The sequence below is a fragment of the Aquisphaera insulae genome (assembly GCF_011064615.1).
In the GTDB taxonomy this organism is placed as follows: domain Bacteria; phylum Planctomycetota; class Planctomycetia; order Isosphaerales; family Isosphaeraceae; genus Aquisphaera; species Aquisphaera insulae.
This window is the reverse complement of sequence record NZ_JAALJH010000009.1, coordinates 26,570-44,850: the sequence shown is the minus strand read 5'-3', so window position 1 is coordinate 44,850 and position 18,281 is coordinate 26,570. Positions and strand designations below refer to the sequence as shown.

Here is an 18,281-nt window from a genome sequence, read left to right as displayed (position 1 = left end):
CCTCTAAATGGTCGACGTCCACCCCGGCTAGCTTCTCTTCCCGGCCGGCGGAATGCCAGTCCGAGGCGTCCACCGGCTCGGCCTCGAATTGGCTCTGTTCGTCGCCGGTGACTTCGCGGTCGGTTGTCGTAAGATCCTGTGAGACAAGAGGAAATGGCCCATCTGAAGATGGCTCTGATGGCGCGCTTTCGGTTGTTTCCGGGTCGGCGGAGGTGGTCCGGGGGCCTTGCACCTGATCGGCTTCGACCACCTCCGGAACGAGCTTCTTGAGCTTGCGGAGGGTCTCCAGGATCTGGATCAGCTCGCGTCCCTGGGCGCTGCTGTGGCGTCGATGGCGATCGAGCTGGGGACCGGCGTCGAAGGCCGCGCAGTCTTCATCGTCGTCGGCCTCCATGGCGTGGAGACGCTCGGACTGTTCGTCGACGACGCCGAGGAGGATTTCGCGGGCGGCCCGGGCCGAGGGCGGCTTCGGCCCGATGTCGCGCCAGGTCAGAGAATCCAGCAAGCCGGGGACTGCGGCGGGGGATCGGTCGCGGGCCACCTGGAAGAAGGCATCGCTTTCGGCGATGGTTCCGAGGGCGTTCCAGGCCTGAAAGACCGCGTTGGCCCGAAGGCAGTTAAGGGCGTCCATCGGCTCGTGGCCCATCATCCGGAGAAAGCGGTAGCGATCGAGGGTCGTGAACGGGACGCCATGGGCGACGAGGTTGCGGAAGCCGGCCCACTGTTCCAGCAGCCAGGCCCGGCCCTCGGGCGACCCCGCCAACCCTGCCACGATGACGGCGGGCGAGTCGGTTCGTACGTCCGGGGTCGTGGACCAGGTGAAGAGGTCCCGGCCCAGCCGGGCGACCCGGGCCAGGGCTCGCGGATCTTGCGACGGACCTTCTGTCTGCAAGTCGCGGACGCGACGCGCCAGGTGGGCGGATTCGGCCCGGTCGGCCCGGTGGAGCACCCAGGTGAGCCGCGCGGCTCGTTCGAGGAGCTCGCGCTCGACCTCGGATCGGGGCCGGCCGGAGTCGATGTACCTCTGGACGTGTCGCTCCAGCTCTCTCGGATCCTCGTTCGGCAGCACGGGCATCGTCGTAATCCGAGCGCGGCACCCGTGCTTGAGTGCGTTGAATCGCGTGGCGGCCTTCCCCTGCGCCGTCCTTGGCCCGGTGCTTTTTTTCGCATTCTCCCGGTTGGCGCGGATTTGAGCCTCAGTCGCCATGGTTCCCTCGCCTCCCCTCGCGCAGTCTGGGCGCGCAATCTCCAGGTTGCCTCTCTATTACAATCCCGATTTCGAGGGGGCGAGTTTCAGGGACCGGGACTTTTTCTTTCGAATCGTGGGATTCGAGGGTCGGGGCGATCACTCCGGCCAGCCGCGGAAGACGCCGTCCTCGACTGCCGCGTCGGCGAACTCCGCGAAGTCCATGTTGCCGAGGCTCAGGTTGTTCTCGACGCCCCACATCTCCGACGCGACGACGCGGAACGTGCGGCCGGGCTCATGGCGCAGGTCGACGACGAGCACAGGGTGTTCCGGGGTATCGAGCGTGACCCGGTCGACGAGGAAGAGGAAGCCGATCTTCTCTTCCGCCAGGTCGTCCGCGATCAGTCGTTCGGGGGTGAGCCCGGCCAGGTCGGGGGCATCCACGAATTCGACATGCGCCGTGAAACCGAACTCGCCCCGAGGTTCCTCGATCTCTTCGCGCAGCGCTCGCCACGCCTCCTCGTCGGCGAAGTCCGTCCGGACGACGAGCGAGTTCCCCGCGGAGGCAAGCCGCCTCCGGGCGACCGTCTTCGGGACGCGCGGTCGCACCTCGAAATGGCCGACCGGCTTGCCTCCTTCCCGAAAGAAGGAGATCGGCGTGTCCTCATCGTTGGCGCGGATGATGTCCAGGAGCATGTCGACCAGCGACGCATAGGCCGGCGTGAAGTGCCTGTCCGGATCGAATCGGACGGCCACCACGGCGCCGGCGTCCTCGAGGTCGACGGCGAACCATGAATCGCTGCCGTTCCAGAAGATCGGGAACAGCCTGTCGACCGCCGGAGCCATCCACGGGAAGTTGGCCGCGACGTCGTCGAAGAACCCGAAGTGGGCCGCGGCGAGGTTCAGGGGCGGGAAGTGATATGTCTCCCCGGGGAAGAGTCCCTTTCCGGTGCGAGCCAGCGCATCGTCGAGCCGGCAGCCCCCCTTCCAGCCGTACAGGGTAACAAGAAGGTCCACGCACGGACTCGAGATCTGTCTCTTTTCGAATATCCGTCGCACCTTCCTCGCCGAGATGCCCGGTAGAAGCCTCGCTCCCAGGAGTGGATTCCTGGCGACAACGGCTCGTTCCAGCTCGGCCAACGGGAGCTCGGACATGGGGGCTCCGAAGGAGTGTCATGATAAGAGGCGAGAGTTCCTGGAAACCGATCCCTTGAAGCCCGGCCTCTCGTCACGTGACGGCCTTGATCGCATGGGAACTCACGATACCCGACGCTCTCGACTCGTGTAGAATGAAGCTGCACAGACCTGGTATTCAATACACCAGAAGATCCGGGGAGAGCGACTGGCTGACAGGTTGAGGAGGCGATCACCATGTCGATTCGCTTTGACTTTCCACCAGAGGTTGAGTCATACCTCGGCGATTGCGATGCTGACCTCGTACGAAAGGCCTGCGGCGCTTTCCTGATGCAGCTCCAACGCGAAGGAGTCATCACGGAGGATCTGGTGTCGAAGTTCCTGGCCAGTAAGGACCTGAGGGTTTCTGTGAAAGCACGGCAGGTCGATGAGGGAGACGATACGGCCAGAGGAGCCGCTTCGGACCAGGAGATCCGAGAGACCTTCGCTCTTGATCTCTTCCGCCGAGGCATTCTTGATCGCCACGGTTTGAGCCGAGCGTTGGGGCTGGATCGATTCGAGACCTTCGCTCTCCTGAAGCGACACCAGATCTTCGAGGGTGCGCTCACCCACGCCGATGTCGAGGCCGACGTCAGGAGCATGGACGAGTTGCTCGGTCCGCCACCAAGGAAACCGATTTCTGGGTGAGCGGCCAGTTTCTGGACGAGCAGCTCGCGGATTTCCGTCGCTGGCAGCAGGCAAATCCGCGCTGAGGTAATGACCGCGCAGCCCACTCAATCAACCTTCGGAGTTGCCCGGCGTCTTCCTCCAGATCGAGAGCTTCGGCATGGGATACTCGACGAACCAGATCTCCTCCTCGACGCCGAGCTCCTGGGCGAAGCGGTGGGCGACCAGGTGGTTGACGACTTCCATCGAGACGGCCAGGAAGTCGGTGGCCGGATCGGCCTGGTCGGACGGGTTGTGGAAGATGAAGCGGATGACGAGCACCCGTTCGTCGATCGGGCCGGCGGCGGAGAGATACCGGCCGTCCATCTCGTAGATGGAATAGCCCCGGGACGCGTGGCAGAGGGTCCGGATCCAGGCGTCCTCGTCGAAGTCCGGATCGTCGCGATGACGATCGGCGATGGCCTTGCGGACGAGCGGGATCTCGCGAATCGCCTGCTCGTCGAAGAGGTCTTCCAGGACTTCCTCGAACTTGCCGAAGTAGCCGAGCTTCTTGGGGAGGATCACCTCGTACATCCGCGCGGGCTTGGGGCCCTCGAAGGTGTAGGCCGCGACCGGCGGCCCCGGCCTCTGACGCGACTTCTTCTTGCCGGGCATCAGGAATCGGGCTCCAGGGGGCCGCCGTCGGGGAGCAGGCATTCGAGCGGGCATCGTCCGCACTTCGGCGACTTCGGGCCGCAGAAGTCGCGGCCGATCCGGGCCATGCCGTCGGAGAGTGCGGCTAGCTCCGCGGGGCTCTGGCCCGCCACGGCGAGGATCGGGGCAAGGGCCTCGTCGTACTCGGTCGCCGTTTCGGCCCATCCGTGCCGGACGAGGATCCGAAACGTGGCCCGATCGACGGGATAGGACGGTCGGCCGATGGCGAGGAGGATCGAGTCCGCCGTGGCCGCGCCGATCCCCTTGATGGCCCTCAGCTCGTCGCGAAGCTCCGAGGTGGGGGCGGCTTCCTCGTCGACGACCCCCGATTCGTCGGGGAATCGAGCCGCGAACCAGCCGGCGAGCCGGTGGACCTGAAGCGCCTCCGCGGGCGTCATGGCCGCGCCCGTCGCCGCCACGCCATCGCGGATCTCGGTCGCGCTGATGTCCCCGAGGATTGCGGGATCGAGGAGCCCCGCGCGTTCCATCGCGGCGATGGCGGGCGATCGCCGCGAGGAGTTCGACTTGGCCCCCAGGATCACGGCCAGGGCGGCTTCGAAGCGGGTACGGTCCTCGCCGCCCTGGTTGAGCGGCGGCGGTCCGTAATGGTCGCGGAGGATCGCGATCAGGTTCGGATACGAGGCGGTCCAGGAGGGCATGAGGGGACCTCGTTCCGGACCGGCCCCGAAGTCAAGATCCTCGGGGCCCGTCGATCGGGTCAGGCCCCGGCCTGGGGTGCCGCCTTGGCGGCGGCCTTCGACTTCGCGCCGGCGACCGTGCGGGCGAGCTTGCTCTTGCGGCGGGCCGCCGTGTTCCTGTGGAGGACGCCGCGGGCGCCCGCCTTGTCGATCTTGGCCATCGCGGCGCGAAGGTTGGTCTCGACCGCGGAGGCGTCGCCCTCGGTGACCGAGGACACGGCCTTCTTCATGGAGGTCTTGATCACCTTCTTGGCGATCCGGTTGTGCATCCGCCGCTTCTTGCTCTGGCGCAGCCGCTTGGCCGCTGAGGGGGAATTTGGCATGGCTCCTTCGAGATCCAGCTATACGAGTTCCAGTTCGTTGTACCCGGCCGCGGCGTGCACGATGGAAGAACCGCGAGCGCAATCCCACCGCCTGGAGATGGGACGAAAATCCCATGATACCACGAGGCCCGGCTTCAGTTCAAGTTCCGTAGCCGGCGGGCGACGTCCAGATAGGAATAATCGTTGGCCGCGACCTCGTTGTAATGCTCCTCGGCGGCCTCCATGTTGCCCATCTCCTCGGCGACACGGCCCAGGCGGTAATGGAGCGCGTTGGACGTGGCCATGTCCTCGCCCTCGAGGCTCTTGAGGGCGTCCCGATACGCCCGATCGGCGAGCTTGAGGGCCCGGTTTGCCTCGAAGGACTGGCCGACCTGGAGGAGCGCCTGGACCTTGAGGGCGGGGCTGGACCGGGCGTGCTGGAACTCCGCGATGGCCTCGTCGTGGAGGCCGGCCTTCGCCAGGCAGAGGCCGAGCTGATAGTGGAGGTTGGCGTCCTCCGGGCTGAGGGCCAGCCGGCGGCGGAATTCCTTGATCTCGTAGTCGCTCAGGAGCTTGGTGATCTGCGCGAGCTTCGCCGCGGCCGCCTCGTCGTCGGGCCGTTCCTTGGTCCGCTGCGTCCAGGACTCGATCGCGCGCTTCATCCGGGCGATCTGGACCTCGGCATAGGCCTGGAGGATCATCGGGTCGCGGGGATTGTTCTTGACCCCCTGGGCCAGGATCTTCTCGGCCTGATCGAGCTGGCTGCGGTTGCGGTGGTGTTCCGCCAGGTTCAGGTAGGGCCAGACCTGATTCGGGTTCTCCTGGATCTCTTTCTGCCACCGCTCCTCCGGGGTGAGCTGCTCGAGCTTCATCCGCTCGAGTCGGGCGGCCGTCTCCTCCGAGGTCTCGGCGGCGGGCCTGAGGCGTTTGTCCAGCGAATCATTGAGGCCCGCCCGCTGGATGGTGGAGTTGGCCGAGAGGCCGTTGATCTGGCGGTTGGCGTTCTCGTCGTTGGGGTCGAGCTGCTTGACCCGCTCCCAGCTCGCGATGGCCTTGGCCCAGTGCTCGTTCTTCTCGAAGACGTGGGCGGCATGGCGGAAGAAGTCCGCGTCCTTGGCGAAGTTGATGACGGACTCGACATACCACTCCGCCAGGGGGAGGAGCTTGGCCTCCTCCGCGGCCTCCGAGGCCTCGCGGGCCGTCGAGACGTCCCAGGGGTTGTTCGAGAAGGCGTCCTCGCAGATCTCGAGCGCGTGGGCGTGCTGGCCCTTCGACTTCGCCGACCGCGCCTTCATCCGGATGCCCTGGTTCTTGGCGCCGGCGAGCATCCCCACCTTGGACGGATCGTTGTTGAATTTCTTCCGCTGGGCGCCCCGGAGCGACTGCCGATAGGGGAGATTATCCGGGACGAGCTTGCACGCCTGCTTGTACATGTCGATGGCGTAGTCGAGGTTGTCCTTGAGTGCGGCGTCGTTGCCGTACTGGAAGAACGTCTTCGCTTTCTGGCGATCGGCCGGATTCGACTCCGCGGACATCGAGGGCACTCCTGGCCACGGGACCGCTGGGATTCAGCACGAGATGCCGACAAGGTTGGATCGAGGCGATAGCACTCTCATTCTAACGGAAGAACTCGACGAATCTCTACGGCGAGGCGGGGAAAGCGACGGGACGGGGGCGACCGCGGGATCGGACCGGGTCCCCTGCTTGACCTCGCCGGGGGTGAGGGCGGACAATGCCGTGGCTTCCGGTCGCCGGGCCGATCCCCTGATCCGATCCGACGTCCCCAGGAGGGGTCCGCCGCATGTCCAGCCTCGAACGCCCCAGGCTCCGCCCGCTCTCCGCCCGCCGGATCGAACATGAGGGTCGGTCGTTCGCGATGCTCCAGGATCCGCTCGGGGCGTTCCGCGACCCGGTGCTCGTGCCGCTGGACGCCTTCGTGAAGGTCTGCCGCCATTTCGACGGGGAGAACTCGATCGAGGACGTCCGGGCCCGGATCCTGGCCGAGACCGGGGAGCCGATGCCGGAGGATGTCCTGTCCCGGCTGGTCTCGCAGCTCGACCGCGCGATGGTCCTGGACGGGCCCCGGTTCGCGGACTACCTGGGCGAGTACCGCCGGACCGAGACCCGGCCGGCGGCGCTGGCTGGGCGGTCGTATTCGGCCGACGGGATGGCGCTTCGGGCCCAGATCAACGGCCTCTACGCCGGCGCCGGAGGGGCGGGCCCGCCGGCGCTCGGGGGGCCGCCGGCCGAGCGGATCCGGGGCGTCCTCAGCCCGCACATCGACTTCGGCCGGGGCGGGCCGGTCTACACCTGGGCCTACAAGGCGCTCGCGGAACAGGCGGACGCCGATGTCTACGTGATCCTGGGGGTCGCCCATCAGCCCTGCCGTCGCCGGTTCGCGCTCACGAGGAAGGACTTCGAGACCCCGCTCGGGGTGGTCCGCACGGACCGCGAATACGTCGAGCGGATCGCGTCGATCGCGGGGGACGACCTCTTCGACGACGAGCTGGTCCATCGGGCCGAGCACTCGGTCGAGTTCCAGACGGTCTTCCTCCGCCACGTCCTCTCGGCGGAACGTGAATTCCGGATCGTGCCGATCCTGGCGGGCTCGTTCCACGACCTGATGGAGCGGGGCGTCGACCCGATCGAGGATCCGTCGGTGCGGCGGTTCATCGAGGCGCTCCGGGAGGCGGAGCGGGCCGGCGGCAAGAAGGTGGCGTACATCGGCGGCATCGACCTCTGCCATGTCGGCCCGGAGTTCGGCGACGCGGCGCCCGTGGACGACAAGCTGCAAGAGACGGTAAGGGCCTTCGACCGGGAGATGCTGGATCGAGCGGCCGAGGGCGACGCGGCGGGCTGGTTCCGGACCGCGGCCGGGGTCTCCAACCGCTACCGGGTGTGCGGCCTGGCGGCCACCTACACGATGCTCCGGACGATCGGCCCGGTGAACGGGAAGCTGCTCCGCTACGACCAGGCCCTCGACGCCCGCCGCCGGTGTTGCGTGAGCTTCGCGAGCATGGTCTTCCGGGCCGCGCGGCCGGACCCCTGCCCTGGACCTCCTCACCCGGTGATCGATGGCCATGCCAGCCGCTGAAGAGACGATCGAACCGCCGCCCGTGAGTCCGCCCCCGCCGGGGGCCTCGCCGGTCGACCCTCCCTCCGCCGGCTCCGGCTGCCGGCCTCCGGCGGACGTCCGCCGGGAGGTGGAGCGGTACGAGGCCGCCGCGACCGTCGGTGCCTGGCAAGGGCCGCGATATCGGATGACCTATCGGATCCTGGGGGACGGGCCCCCGCTGATCTGGATCCCGGGCATCGCCGCGACCCATCGGGTGTATGCGCTCGTGCTCAACCGGCTGGCGGAGCGATTCCGGACGATCCAGTACGCCTATCCGGGGGACGACCCGTCGGACGGCGCCAGGCTCGGCCGGATCCGCCACGAGCACCTGGCGGACGACCTCTTCGGCCTGATCGACCACCTCCGGCTGGGGCGGGCCTTCCTGGCGGGCCTTTCGTTCGGGTCCACGGTCGTGCTGCGGGCGATCGCCCGGGAGCCCAGGCGGTTCCCGCGGTCGATCGTGCAGGGGGCCTTCGCGCGCCGCAAATTCTCGATGGCGGAACGACTGGCCCTGGCCCTGGGGCGGTGCGTCCCGGGGACCGCCGCCGGCCTGCCGCTCCGCGAGCGGGTCCTGACCTACAACAGCAAGCCGGATTTCCCGGCGATCCTCCAGGACCGCTGGCCCTTCTACCTGGAGCAGAACGGCCTGACACCGATCCGGGCGCTCGCGCATCGGACCTCGCTGGTGGCCGGCCTGGACCTTCGGCCGACCCTGGAGAACATCCACGCGAGCCTGCTCCTGATCCAGGGGCGAGAGGATCGGATCGTGCCCTGGCGCTATTTCGAGGAGCTGAAATCGCTCCTCCCCCACGCCGAGGCCGCCGTGCTGCCGACCGTCGGCCACATCCCCCACCTGACCCATGCCGAGCTGCTGGCGAGGGTGGTGGGGGAATGGCTCTTGCCCTGCCCGGAGGGGGGCCCGTGCTCCAGGGACGCCGGATCTCGCCCCGGCCTCGCGCCGGCCTGACGTCGTCATCGACTCCTGAGTCTCGGTCAAATTGAGCCGTGACTTCATGGCGGATCGGATCGCAACGGGTTACAATACAACGCCGCGGGCCCGCGACCCGCCTCGCCGCGATCGGGTCGCGGGCGTCGCCGAGCGACGGACGATCGTCCGAGGTGGACCGCCGACCGTTATCCGCACCGAGAGGGCTCCCAGCCGCATGAGCGATCCCGGGAACATCGAGCTCGACCTCCTGGCCGTCGGGGCGCACCCCGACGATGTGGAGATCGCCTGCGGCGGGACCCTGGCGCGGCTGGCCCGCCAGGGCTATGCGGTCGGCATCGTGGACCTCACCGACGGCGAGCCCACCCCGGCCTCGCCCGGGCCCGACGTCCGCCTGGAAGAGGCCCGTCGGGCGGGCGAGATCCTCGGCGTGGCGATGCGGCTGAACCTGAATCTGCCCAACCGGCGGCTCTTCGACTCGTTCGAGCACCGGATCGCGCTGGCCAAGGTCTTCCGCCGCCACCGCCCCAAGGTCGTGATCGGCTTCGGCGGCAAGACGGTCCTCGCCTCGCCGGACCATTACCAGGCCATGCTCATCACCGATGCTGCCGTCTTCTATAGCCGCTTGACCAAGTGGGACGAGCATTTCGACGGCCTCGTCCCGCACACGGTCTCCAATCAGCTCAGTTTCCCGATCGCCTTGCATGGGTTAGACTTGCCGGAGGCTTCCGGATTCATCGTGGCCGACATCGGTTCGACGCTGGAGGTCAAGCTCGAGGCGATCCGGGTCTACGCCACGCAGTTTCCGCCGAACAAGGCTGGTATCTTCCGCGCGGTCGAGACGATGAATCGCTATCACGGCCTGACGGCGGGATTCGAGGCAGGCGAGTTATTCCTGACGTATCGGACCGTCGGTATCAACGACCTGATGCAGTGGGCCAGCCCCATGCACGCGAAATCCTGACGAATGGTCGGGAATTTCACCCGAGTATTTCCTGATCGAGGTCCCTTGGCCGAATATACAATCTGGTAGGGTGGCTCGCATCCGATCCGGAGTCTGGTTCATAGCTGAGAAGGCGGTCGCCGTGTGCCTGATCGCGAAATTCAAGTCCTGGTGGAGCCGGTTCATCGGCCAGGCCCCGGTCGTCAACGACCAGGACGCCACCGATGAATTCGCCACGCTCTCGTCGCTGAACCTGCTGCCGGGCCAGCTCAAGCTGAAGGTCGGCGTCGTCTCGGTCCGGGGCAACTATCGCGAGCATAACGAGGACAACTACTTCGTCCCGGGCCGCAAGCCCGTGCGGGCCGACCTGTCGGACGCCAGCAACGATTCCCCGGCGATGACCTTCGACGTGTCCCACCTGTTCATCGTGGCCGACGGCATGGGGGGGCAGCAGGCCGGAGAGAAGGCGAGCCTGATGGCGGTCGAGCAGATCCCCCAGGCCGTCGCCCGACATCTCCTCCCCGGCGAACGCGAGCCGAAGCACGTCCAGGAGTCGATCCGCGAGGCGGTCGCGGAGGTGAACTCGGAGATCCTCAGCAGCTCCGGCCTGGTGACCGAGTATTCCAACATGGGGACGACCGTGGTCCTGGCCCAGTTCCGCCAGGACAAGGTCTACGTCGCGGGGATCGGCGATTCCCGGGCCTATCGGCTCAGGGACGGCCACCTCGAACAGCTCACCAAGGACCACTCGCTGGCCCGCGCCCTGCTCGAGGCAGGGACCATCACCCCCGCGGAACTCCCCAATCACAAATTCACGAACGTCCTCTACCTCTACCTCGGCAGCAAGGACGCGCGGGGCGGCCCGGAGGACTTCAAGGTGCTCGACGTCAAGCCGGGGGACCGCTTCCTCCTCTCCAGCGACGGGCTCACGGGCGTCGTCCCCGACGAGGAGATCGCCCGGATCCTGGGCTCGGTCAACGACCCCCAGCAGGCGGCCGTCATGCTCAAGGACCTCGCGCTCCACAACGACTCCAAGGACAATATCACCTGCATCACCATCTACGTGGTGGCCGAGAGTGCCCCCGCTCCCGTGGCGTCCGCCGCCCCGGCCTCCGCCCCCGTGCCGGTCTGAGCCCCGTCGAATCGGACCATGGGCGGGCGTCATGGAGCGTGCAGGCCGGCCCGGGCCCGAGGGTGGTCATGTCCGGCCGTCACGGATGAGTTGACGAGGTGAATCGGACCATGCTCGCGATCGAGGACTTCGTGGACGCGGTCGCCCGATCGGGGCTCGTCTCCGAGGCGGACCTGGCCGCGGTTCGGTCCGAAATCGGCCCGTCGTCCGGCAAGGACGCCGCGGCGGACGCGGCTCGCCGCCTGGTCCGGGAAGGCCTGCTCACGAGCTACCAGGCGAAGAAGCTCCTGGCGGGCGCGACCCGGGGCTTCTTCCTCGGGGGCTACCGGATCCTCCGCCAGCTCGGCGAGGGGGGGATGGGGAAGGTCTATCTGGCCGTCAACGAGACGACCGGGGAGAAGGTCGCCGTCAAGGTGCTGCCGCCGAAGAAGGCCCTCGAGGAATCCGGCAGCCTGGCCCGGTTCCGCCGCGAGATGGAGCTCTCGCAGCGGTGCGTCCACCCCAACGTCGCGCGGACCCTCGCGGTCGGGAACGAGGGGGACGTGTATTTCATGGTCCTGGAGTACATCCCCGGGATGAGCCTCCACGACATGGTCCGGAGCGAGCGATACGGGCCGCTCCGGGTGCCCGACGCCGCCAAGATCTTCCTCAAGGTCGTCGACGGCCTGGCGGCCGCGCACGCGGCCGGGCTCGTCCACCGCGACATCAAGCCCTCGAACATCATGATCATGCCCGACGGCACCGCCAAGATCCTGGACCTGGGGCTGGCCAGGGCCCTGGGCGAGGAGAAGGGGATCACGCGGGCGAACACCGTGCTGGGGACGCTCGACTACGCCAGCCCGGAGCAGCTCAGCGACGCCACCCGGGCGGATGCCCGCAGCGACCTCTACAGCCTGGGCTGCACCCTCTACTTCGCCCTCTCCGGGCGGCCCCCCTTCGAGGGGGGCGACATGATCAACAAGATCTTCCGCCAGCGGCTCGACGATCCGGAGCCGCTCGAGAAGGTCGCGCGGGGGGTCCCGACCGCGTTCGCGGCGATCGTCCGCAAGCTCATGTCCAAGAAGCCGGAGGAGCGATACGCGACCTGCGCCGAGCTCCGCGCGGACATGGCCCGGTGGACCGACCCGGACCGGGTGCACGCGATCCTCGGCGCGGAGGCGGACGCGGCCCGCTCGTTCCGGCCCCCGCCCCCTCCCCTCGCCGAGGAGGACCTCCTGCTCCTGTCGATCTCCGACGAATCGGCGCCCGGGATCGTCTCGCTCCGCGACCTCGGCGACCCGGAGCCCTCTCACGCACCCCGTTACAAGGCCCCCGCGCCGCCGCTCCCCGCGGCCCGCCGGCCGCGGCCGGACGGGGACATGGGCCGCGTCGCGCCGATCGACGACACCCGCTGGCTGATCCACTTCTGCCTGGTGGTCATGGGGCTCGGACTGCTCGCGATCCTGATCATCGCCTTGCTCCTGCGGGGCTGATCGTGTCTCGTGAGGGATGACCGATCGCGCCGACCGCGGCGCCTGCACCGGCCCGTTCCACCCGCCGACGATCCACCCGAGGTGTCCCTCATGATCACCCCAGCCCTCGCCCTCGCTCTCGCCCTGTGCACGGCGGCACCCGGGTCATCGACCCGCCCGAATATCGTGGTGGTGCTCGCCGACGACCTCGGCTACTCGGACCTCGGTTGCTACGGGGGCCGGCTCGCGCAGACGCCGCGGCTCGACCGGATGGCGCGGGAGGGGATCCGGTTCACCCGTTGTTACGTGGCGGCCCCAATCTGCTCGCCCTCGCGGTGCGGCCTGCTGACCGGGCAATACCCCGGCCGCTGGCGGATCACCAGCTACCTCCAGACGCGTGCCGGCAACCGCGCCTGCGGGATGGCGGATTACCTGGACCCGAAGGCCCCGTCGCTCCCTCGCGCGCTGAAGGCGGCCGGCTACGCCACGGCGCACGTGGGCAAGTGGCACCTCGGAGGCGGTCGCGACGTCGTCGACCCGCCGAAGTTCTTCTCCTATGGATACGAACTTGGCCTCGGCACCTGGGAGAGCCCGGAGCCGGCCCCCGAGCTCACCGCGAAGGACTGGATCTGGTCGGCCGTGGACAGGGTCAAGCGCTGGGAACGCTCGGGCTGGATGGTCGATCAGACGATCGACTTCCTCAAGGCCCACAAGGACCGCCCATGCTTCGTGAACCTCTGGCTCGACGACCCGCACACGCCCTGGGTGCCGACCGAGGCCGACCAGCAGAAGCAGCCCGGCGGCCGCGACGAGGGGAAGGCGAACACCCCCAGCCGGCTGAAGGGGGTCCTTGCGGATCTCGACCGCCAGGTCGGCCGGCTGCTCGACTTCGTCCGGGCCGGCTCCAACGGCCGGCCGACGATCGTCCTCTTCCTCTCCGACAACGGCCCGATGCCCCCGTTCGGCACCGAGCGAACCGGCGGCCTCCGCGGCAGCAAGCTGAGCCTCTACGAGGGGGGCATCCGCGAGCCGCTCATCGCCTGGTCGCCGGGGCTGATCCCGGCCGGCCGCGAGGACACGACGACCGTGATCTCGACCCTCGACTTCTTTCCGAGCCTCTGCCGGATCGCCTCGGCGCCCCTGCCGGAAGGCTACAGGCCGGACGGCCAGGACCTCTCCGCCGCCTTGCTCGGGACGCCGACGACGCGGTCTGGGCCGCTGTTCTGGGAATACGGCCGCAACCCGGACTCCTTCGCCTACCCCGCCGGCAGGGGCCGATCGCCGAATCTCGCCGTGCTCGATGGCTTGACGAAGCTCCTCGTGAACGCCGACGGGACCGGCGCGGAGCTGTACGACCTGGCCTCCGATCCGGCAGAAACCAGGGATCAGTCGGCCGCCAACGCCGCGACGGCGGAGCGACTAAGGGCCGCAGCCCTGGCCTGGCGCCGTTCGCTGCCCTGACCCGCCATGGGTGACGAGGGTGGGCGGGATATGGTACTGTACTAAAGTGCAAGATCACGTCCCGGGAATTCCAATCGTGGACGCGGGAGGGGACCAGGTGGATCTCGACAGGCCTGACGAGTCCGATCCCGATGAAGCCCTCGATCGGTTCCTGCCCGCGGTGGCCGGCTGGTTCCGGGAGAACCTCGGGACGCCCACGAGGCCGCAGCAGCTCGGCTGGCCGGAGATCGCCGCCGGGCGGAACACGCTGATCGTGGCGCCCACCGGTTCGGGCAAGACGCTGGCGGCCTTCCTGGCGGCGCTCGACCTGCTCTGGCGGACGCCCCGGCGCGAGAAGGGGGTGCGGATCCTCTACATCTCGCCCCTGAAGGCCCTCAACGAGGACGTCCGGCGGAACCTGGAGCGGCCGCTCGAGGGGATCATCGAGCATGCCGAGGGGCTGGGCTCGCCGCTTTCGCCCCTGAGCGTGGCGACCCGGAGCGGGGACACGCCGCAGGCCGAGCGGGCCCGGATCGTCCGCAAGCCGCCGGACATTCTGATCACCACGCCCGAGTCGCTGCACCTGATGTTGACCAGCCGCGCCCGCGAGGTCCTGCGCGGGGTCTCGCACGTGATCGTCGACGAGATCCACGCCGTCTGCGGCAACAAGCGGGGCGTCTTCCTGGCGCTCCTGCTGGAGCGACTGGAGGCGATCTGCGAGCGGAGCTTCGTCCGCGTCGGCCTGTCGGCGACCCAGCGTCCGCTCGCCGAGGTTGCGCGGTATCTGGGCGGCCAGAGGATCGTCAAGGACGGCCCCCGGGGGGAGCGTCGGTTCGAGCCCCGTCCGGTGACCCTCGTCGATGCCGGCCGGCGGAAGTCGATGGACCTGAAGGTGCTCTGGCCGGGCGGGGATGGCGGCGGCCCCGCGGGGCCTCCCCAGACCGTCTGGCCGGCGATCGCGGATCGGTTGATCGCCCTGACTGAGGAACACAAATCGACGATCATCTTCGCCAACAACCGGCGGACGGTGGAGAAGCTCACGGCCCGGCTGATCGAATCGCTGGAGCCGGAGGCTGCGGACTCCCCGCCGGATGCCCCCGCGCCGTTCAAGCCGCATCACGGCAGCCTGAGCCAGGAGGAGCGGCGGACGACCGAGGAGGAGCTGAAGTCCGGCTGCTTGCGGGCGGTGATCTCGACGGCCTCGCTGGAGCTGGGCATCGACATGGGGGACGTGGACCTGGTCTGCCAGGTGGAGTCGCCCGGGAGCGTGGCCCGGGGCCTCCAGCGGGTGGGGCGGGCGGGGCACGTCGTCCACGGCGTGAGCAAGGGCCGGCTGATCGCCAAGACGCCGTCCGACCTGCTCGAGACGGCGGCCCTGGCGCGGTCGATGGTGGCGGGAGAGATCGAGACCTCGCGGGTGCCGCGGTCCTGCCTGGACGTCCTGGCGCAGCAGGTCGTCGCCTGCGTGGCGATGGACCGCTGGACCGTGCCGGAGCTGTTCGACCTGGTCCGGTCCGCCTACCCGTTCGGCGACCTGCCGGCCGAGGCGTTCGAGCAGGTCCTGCGGATGATCTCCGGCCGGTTCCCCACCGGCACGCTCCGGGACCTGCGGGCGCGGATCGTCTGGGACCGGATCCACAACGCCCTCGCGCCGCTCCCCGGCACGGCGAAGCTCGCGCTCGTGGGGGGCGGGACGATCCCGGACACAGGCCAGTTCCCGGTCTACCTCGGGGACGGAGGGCCCAGGCTCGGCGAGCTCGACGAGGAGTTCGTCTTCGAGCGCCGGGTCGGCGAGACCTTCGCGCTGGGGAATAGCCTCTGGAAGATCGCGGTCATCGACGCCCAGCGCGTGATCGTGGAGCCGGCCAGCGGCCAGAACGCCGTGATGCCGTTCTGGAGGGGCGAATCGGCGCCCCGGACCGGGGAGCTGGGCGAGGCCGTCGGCGAGCTCACCCGCGAGATCGTCGGGCGGATCGACGATCCGGCGCTGCCGGGCTGGCTGGAGGAGACTTGCCGGCTGGAGCCGAAGGCGGCCCGCCAGTTGATCCGCTACCTCGCCCGCCAGAACCGCGTGGCGGGGGCGGTGCCCGACGATCGGACCATCCTGTACGAGACGTTCCGCGACCCGACGGGGGAGCTCGGCCTGGCGATCCTCTCGCCGTTCGGCGGCCGGGTCCACCAGGCGCTCAAGATCGCGCTCCTCGCCCGGATTCGCGAGCGATTCCACGTCCAGGCGTCTTGCCTCCACGGGGACGACGGCCTGCTCCTCCGCCTGCCGCAGATGGACGAGCCGCCGCTGGACCTGCTCGACGGCCTCTCGCCCGACGAGGCGGAGGGCCTGATCCGCCGCGAGCTCCCCGACACGGCCCTGTTCGGCCTGCGATTCCGCCAGAACGCCGCGCGGGCCCTGCTGATGCCCCGGCCCGACCCGTCGAAACGGACGCCCCTCTGGCTCCAGCGGCTGCGCGCCAAGGACCTGCTCCAGGTCGTCGGCCGGTTCCCCGAGTTCCCGATCGTCGTCGAGACCTACCGGGAATGCCTGGAGCAGGATCTCGAGCTCCCCAGGCTTCGGCGCCTGCTCGCGGGCATCGGCGAAGGGTCGATCCGCGTCGTCACCCGGCCGGCGGAGATCGCCTCGCCGTTCGCCTCCGACCTCCTCTTCGAGTTCACGCCGCTTTACATCTACCAGTGGGACGAGCCGCGCCGCGGCGAATCCCGGTCCGGTGCGGCGGTGGACGAGGACCTGCTGGACGCCCTCCTCGAATCGACGGCCGGCGCGACGCTCCTGGACCCGCAGGCGATCGGCCGCGTGGAGGGCCGGCTCCGCCGCAAGGGGCTGGCGCCGAGGTCGGCGGAGGAGATGGCGGAGACCCTCGCCAGCCTGGGCGACCTGGCCCCGTCCGAGGTCGTCGGGCCCATGGAGCGATGGCTCGGGGATCTCGAGTCGCAGGGGCGAGCCGCGCGGATCACGCTGGAAGGGACGACCGAGCCGTCGCGATGGATCCCGGCGGAAGAGGCGTCCCTCTATGTCGCGGCCTTCGCGGGTGACGAAGCGGACCGCGAGGCGCTCGAGGCGATCGTCGGGCGGTTCATCCGGACCCACGCGCTGGTCGGGCTTTCCGAGCTCACGGGGCGGTATCCGATCCCGTCGGAGCTGGCCTCCGACCTGCTGGAGCGGAGCGTGGAGTCGGGGAGCCTGATCCGCCTGGCCCCCGCGTCCGAGGACGCCCAGCCCCGGTGGGCCGACGGCGCGAACCTGGCCGAGATCCGCCGCCTGACGGTGGCGATGCGGCGGCGAGAGACCGTGGCGGTGCCGCCGGAGGTCTTCGTGGAGTTCCTGGTCGGCCGCCAGGGGCTCGACGGTCCGCGGTCCGGGGACGCGTCGGCGAAGCTGGACTCCGTGCTCGACCAGCTCCGCGGGTTCGCGGCGTCGCCGGCCTTCTGGGAGGAGGAGATCCTCCCGCGGCGGGTCCGGGGCTATCGTCCCGCCCTGCTCGACGAGCTGCTGGCGCGGGGGGATTGGAGCTGGCGGGCCGCGGCGAGCGGCCCCGACAGCCTGAGCGTCGCGATCGTGCCTCGCGACTTCTTCGGCGGCTGGCCCGCCCCGGACGTCGAGGCTCTCGGCGAGGACCGATCCGCGGTGCTCGATGCCCTGCGCGCCTCCGGCGCGAGCTTCTCCGTGGATCTGGCGCGGAGGACGGGGCTCGACCCCTCCGCGGTGCGTCGGGCACTCGACGACCTGATGCGAGGCGGCCGCGTGACCAACGATCGGTTCGACCCGATCAGGGCGGGCGCGAGCCAGATGGCCGAATCGCTGGAGGCGGCGCGGCTGAACGGCGGGCCGCGTCGGGGCGGGCGGAAGCTGCGGACGGCCCTGCCCGAGGGCCGCTGGTCGGGGATCGAGCCTCGCGAGTGCGATGCGGACGAACATCGCCGGGCCTGGATCGACGCGATGCTCGATCGCTACGGCGTCCTCGCGAGGGAGATCGCGGACCTGGATCGCTGGGCGCCGCCCTGGGCCGAGCTCTACCCGCTGCTGGCGCGGGCGGAGCTCCGGGGCGAGCTGCGCCGGGGCTACTTCGTGGAGGGCTTCTCCGGCGTCCAGTTCGCGACCGCGGAGGCGGCCGACGGCCTGTCGGCCCTGGCGAGCGGGAGTCGGGCCGGTCGCGAGGTGCTCGTCGCCGCGGCCGACCCGGCGAACCTCTACGGCGGCGGTGCGCCCCTGGACATCCCCCTGCTGGAAGGGGGCACGGCGCGGCTCTCCCGCCTGCCGGGGAACTACCTGGTCCTCCGCGGCGGCCGGCCGATCCTGATCCTCGAGGGGCATGGAAAGCGGATCACGGGGCTCGCGAGCGCGTCGAAGGCCGAGATCGACCAGGCGCTCGGGCACCTGATGGGGCTGGCACGCTCCCGGGGCGTCTTCCGCGTGGAGACGTACAACGGCGGTCCCGCGATCGGGTCTCCCATCCAACCCCGGCTGGCGGAGCTCGGCTTCGTCCGCGACTATCCCGCCATGGCCTTCTATTCGGCGTGGGCACCCGCCGTTTCGGAGGATGCTGGCCGCCCGGGTTGATG

At 69.3% G+C, this 18,281-nt stretch carries 13 protein-coding genes; 8 read left to right on the top strand and 5 right to left on the bottom strand.

Annotation, left to right across the window (positions count from 1 at the left end; all coding sequences use genetic code 11):
* Nucleotides 1-1,345: 1,345 nt before the first annotated feature.
* Nucleotides 1,346-2,203 (bottom strand): DUF6924 domain-containing protein, encoded by an 858-nt coding sequence (locus tag G6O54_RS37300; protein ID WP_205678694.1) that lies wholly within the window; start codon nucleotides 2,201-2,203, stop codon nucleotides 1,346-1,348.
* 354 nt (nucleotides 2,204-2,557) lie between these two features.
* On the opposite strand from G6O54_RS37300, the gene G6O54_RS38730 reads away from it, so the two are divergent.
* Nucleotides 2,558-3,007 (top strand): UPF0175 family protein, encoded by a 450-nt coding sequence (locus G6O54_RS38730; RefSeq protein WP_165222679.1) that lies wholly within the window; start codon nucleotides 2,558-2,560, stop codon nucleotides 3,005-3,007.
* Between the two features lie 90 nt (nucleotides 3,008-3,097).
* On the opposite strand, the gene G6O54_RS07700 is transcribed toward G6O54_RS38730, so the two are convergent.
* From G6O54_RS07700 to G6O54_RS07685, 4 genes are all read right to left on the bottom strand, one after another.
* Complete coding sequence (locus G6O54_RS07700) at nucleotides 3,098-3,640, bottom strand: hypothetical protein (protein WP_165222676.1); 543 nt, start codon at nucleotides 3,638-3,640, stop codon at nucleotides 3,098-3,100.
* Nucleotides 3,640-4,338, bottom strand: a complete 699-nt coding sequence (locus G6O54_RS07695) for an endonuclease III (RefSeq protein WP_165222673.1) — start codon at nucleotides 4,336-4,338, stop codon at nucleotides 3,640-3,642. The genes G6O54_RS07700 and G6O54_RS07695 overlap by 1 nt, the downstream gene beginning before the upstream one ends.
* 59 nt (nucleotides 4,339-4,397) lie before the next feature.
* Nucleotides 4,398-4,700 carry a 30S ribosomal protein S20 gene (rpsT, locus tag G6O54_RS07690; RefSeq protein ID WP_165222670.1) on the bottom strand — a complete coding sequence of 101 codons (303 nt, stop codon included), beginning with the start codon at nucleotides 4,698-4,700 and terminating at the stop codon, nucleotides 4,398-4,400.
* A 134-nt stretch (nucleotides 4,701-4,834) separates the two neighbouring features.
* Complete coding sequence (locus G6O54_RS07685; RefSeq protein ID WP_165222667.1) at nucleotides 4,835-6,214, bottom strand: tetratricopeptide repeat protein; 1,380 nt, start codon at nucleotides 6,212-6,214, stop codon at nucleotides 4,835-4,837.
* Nucleotides 6,215-6,480: 266 nt separating this feature from the next.
* Between G6O54_RS07685 and amrB the strand changes: the two genes are divergently transcribed.
* The 7 genes from amrB to G6O54_RS07650 all read left to right on the top strand — a co-directional run bounded on the left by amrB (nucleotide 6,481) and on the right by G6O54_RS07650 (nucleotide 18,279).
* Nucleotides 6,481-7,773 carry an AmmeMemoRadiSam system protein B gene (amrB, locus tag G6O54_RS07680; protein WP_165222664.1) on the top strand — a complete coding sequence of 431 codons (1,293 nt, stop codon included), beginning with the start codon at nucleotides 6,481-6,483 and terminating at the stop codon, nucleotides 7,771-7,773.
* Nucleotides 7,760-8,761 (top strand): alpha/beta fold hydrolase, encoded by a 1,002-nt coding sequence (locus tag G6O54_RS07675; RefSeq protein WP_165222661.1) that lies wholly within the window; start codon nucleotides 7,760-7,762, stop codon nucleotides 8,759-8,761. Before amrB ends, G6O54_RS07675 begins: the two co-directional genes overlap by 14 nt.
* Nucleotides 8,762-8,957: 196 nt before the next feature.
* The gene (locus tag G6O54_RS07670; RefSeq protein ID WP_165222658.1) at nucleotides 8,958-9,704 is read left to right on the top strand and encodes a PIG-L family deacetylase; all 747 of its coding nucleotides are present in this window, start codon (nucleotides 8,958-8,960) and stop codon (nucleotides 9,702-9,704) included.
* Between the two features lie 121 nt (nucleotides 9,705-9,825).
* Nucleotides 9,826-10,815, top strand: a complete 990-nt coding sequence (locus tag G6O54_RS07665; RefSeq protein ID WP_250846759.1) for a PP2C family protein-serine/threonine phosphatase — start codon at nucleotides 9,826-9,828, stop codon at nucleotides 10,813-10,815.
* 110 nt (nucleotides 10,816-10,925) lie between these two features.
* Nucleotides 10,926-12,287, top strand: a complete 1,362-nt coding sequence (locus tag G6O54_RS07660; protein ID WP_165222655.1) for a serine/threonine-protein kinase — start codon at nucleotides 10,926-10,928, stop codon at nucleotides 12,285-12,287.
* A gap of 90 nt (nucleotides 12,288-12,377) precedes the next feature.
* The gene (locus tag G6O54_RS07655) at nucleotides 12,378-13,727 is read left to right on the top strand and encodes a sulfatase-like hydrolase/transferase (RefSeq protein WP_165222652.1); all 1,350 of its coding nucleotides are present in this window, start codon (nucleotides 12,378-12,380) and stop codon (nucleotides 13,725-13,727) included.
* Between the two features lie 97 nt (nucleotides 13,728-13,824).
* Nucleotides 13,825-18,279 (top strand): DEAD/DEAH box helicase, encoded by a 4,455-nt coding sequence (locus tag G6O54_RS07650; protein ID WP_165222650.1) that lies wholly within the window; start codon nucleotides 13,825-13,827, stop codon nucleotides 18,277-18,279.
* The last annotated feature ends 2 nt before the right edge of the window (nucleotides 18,280-18,281 follow it).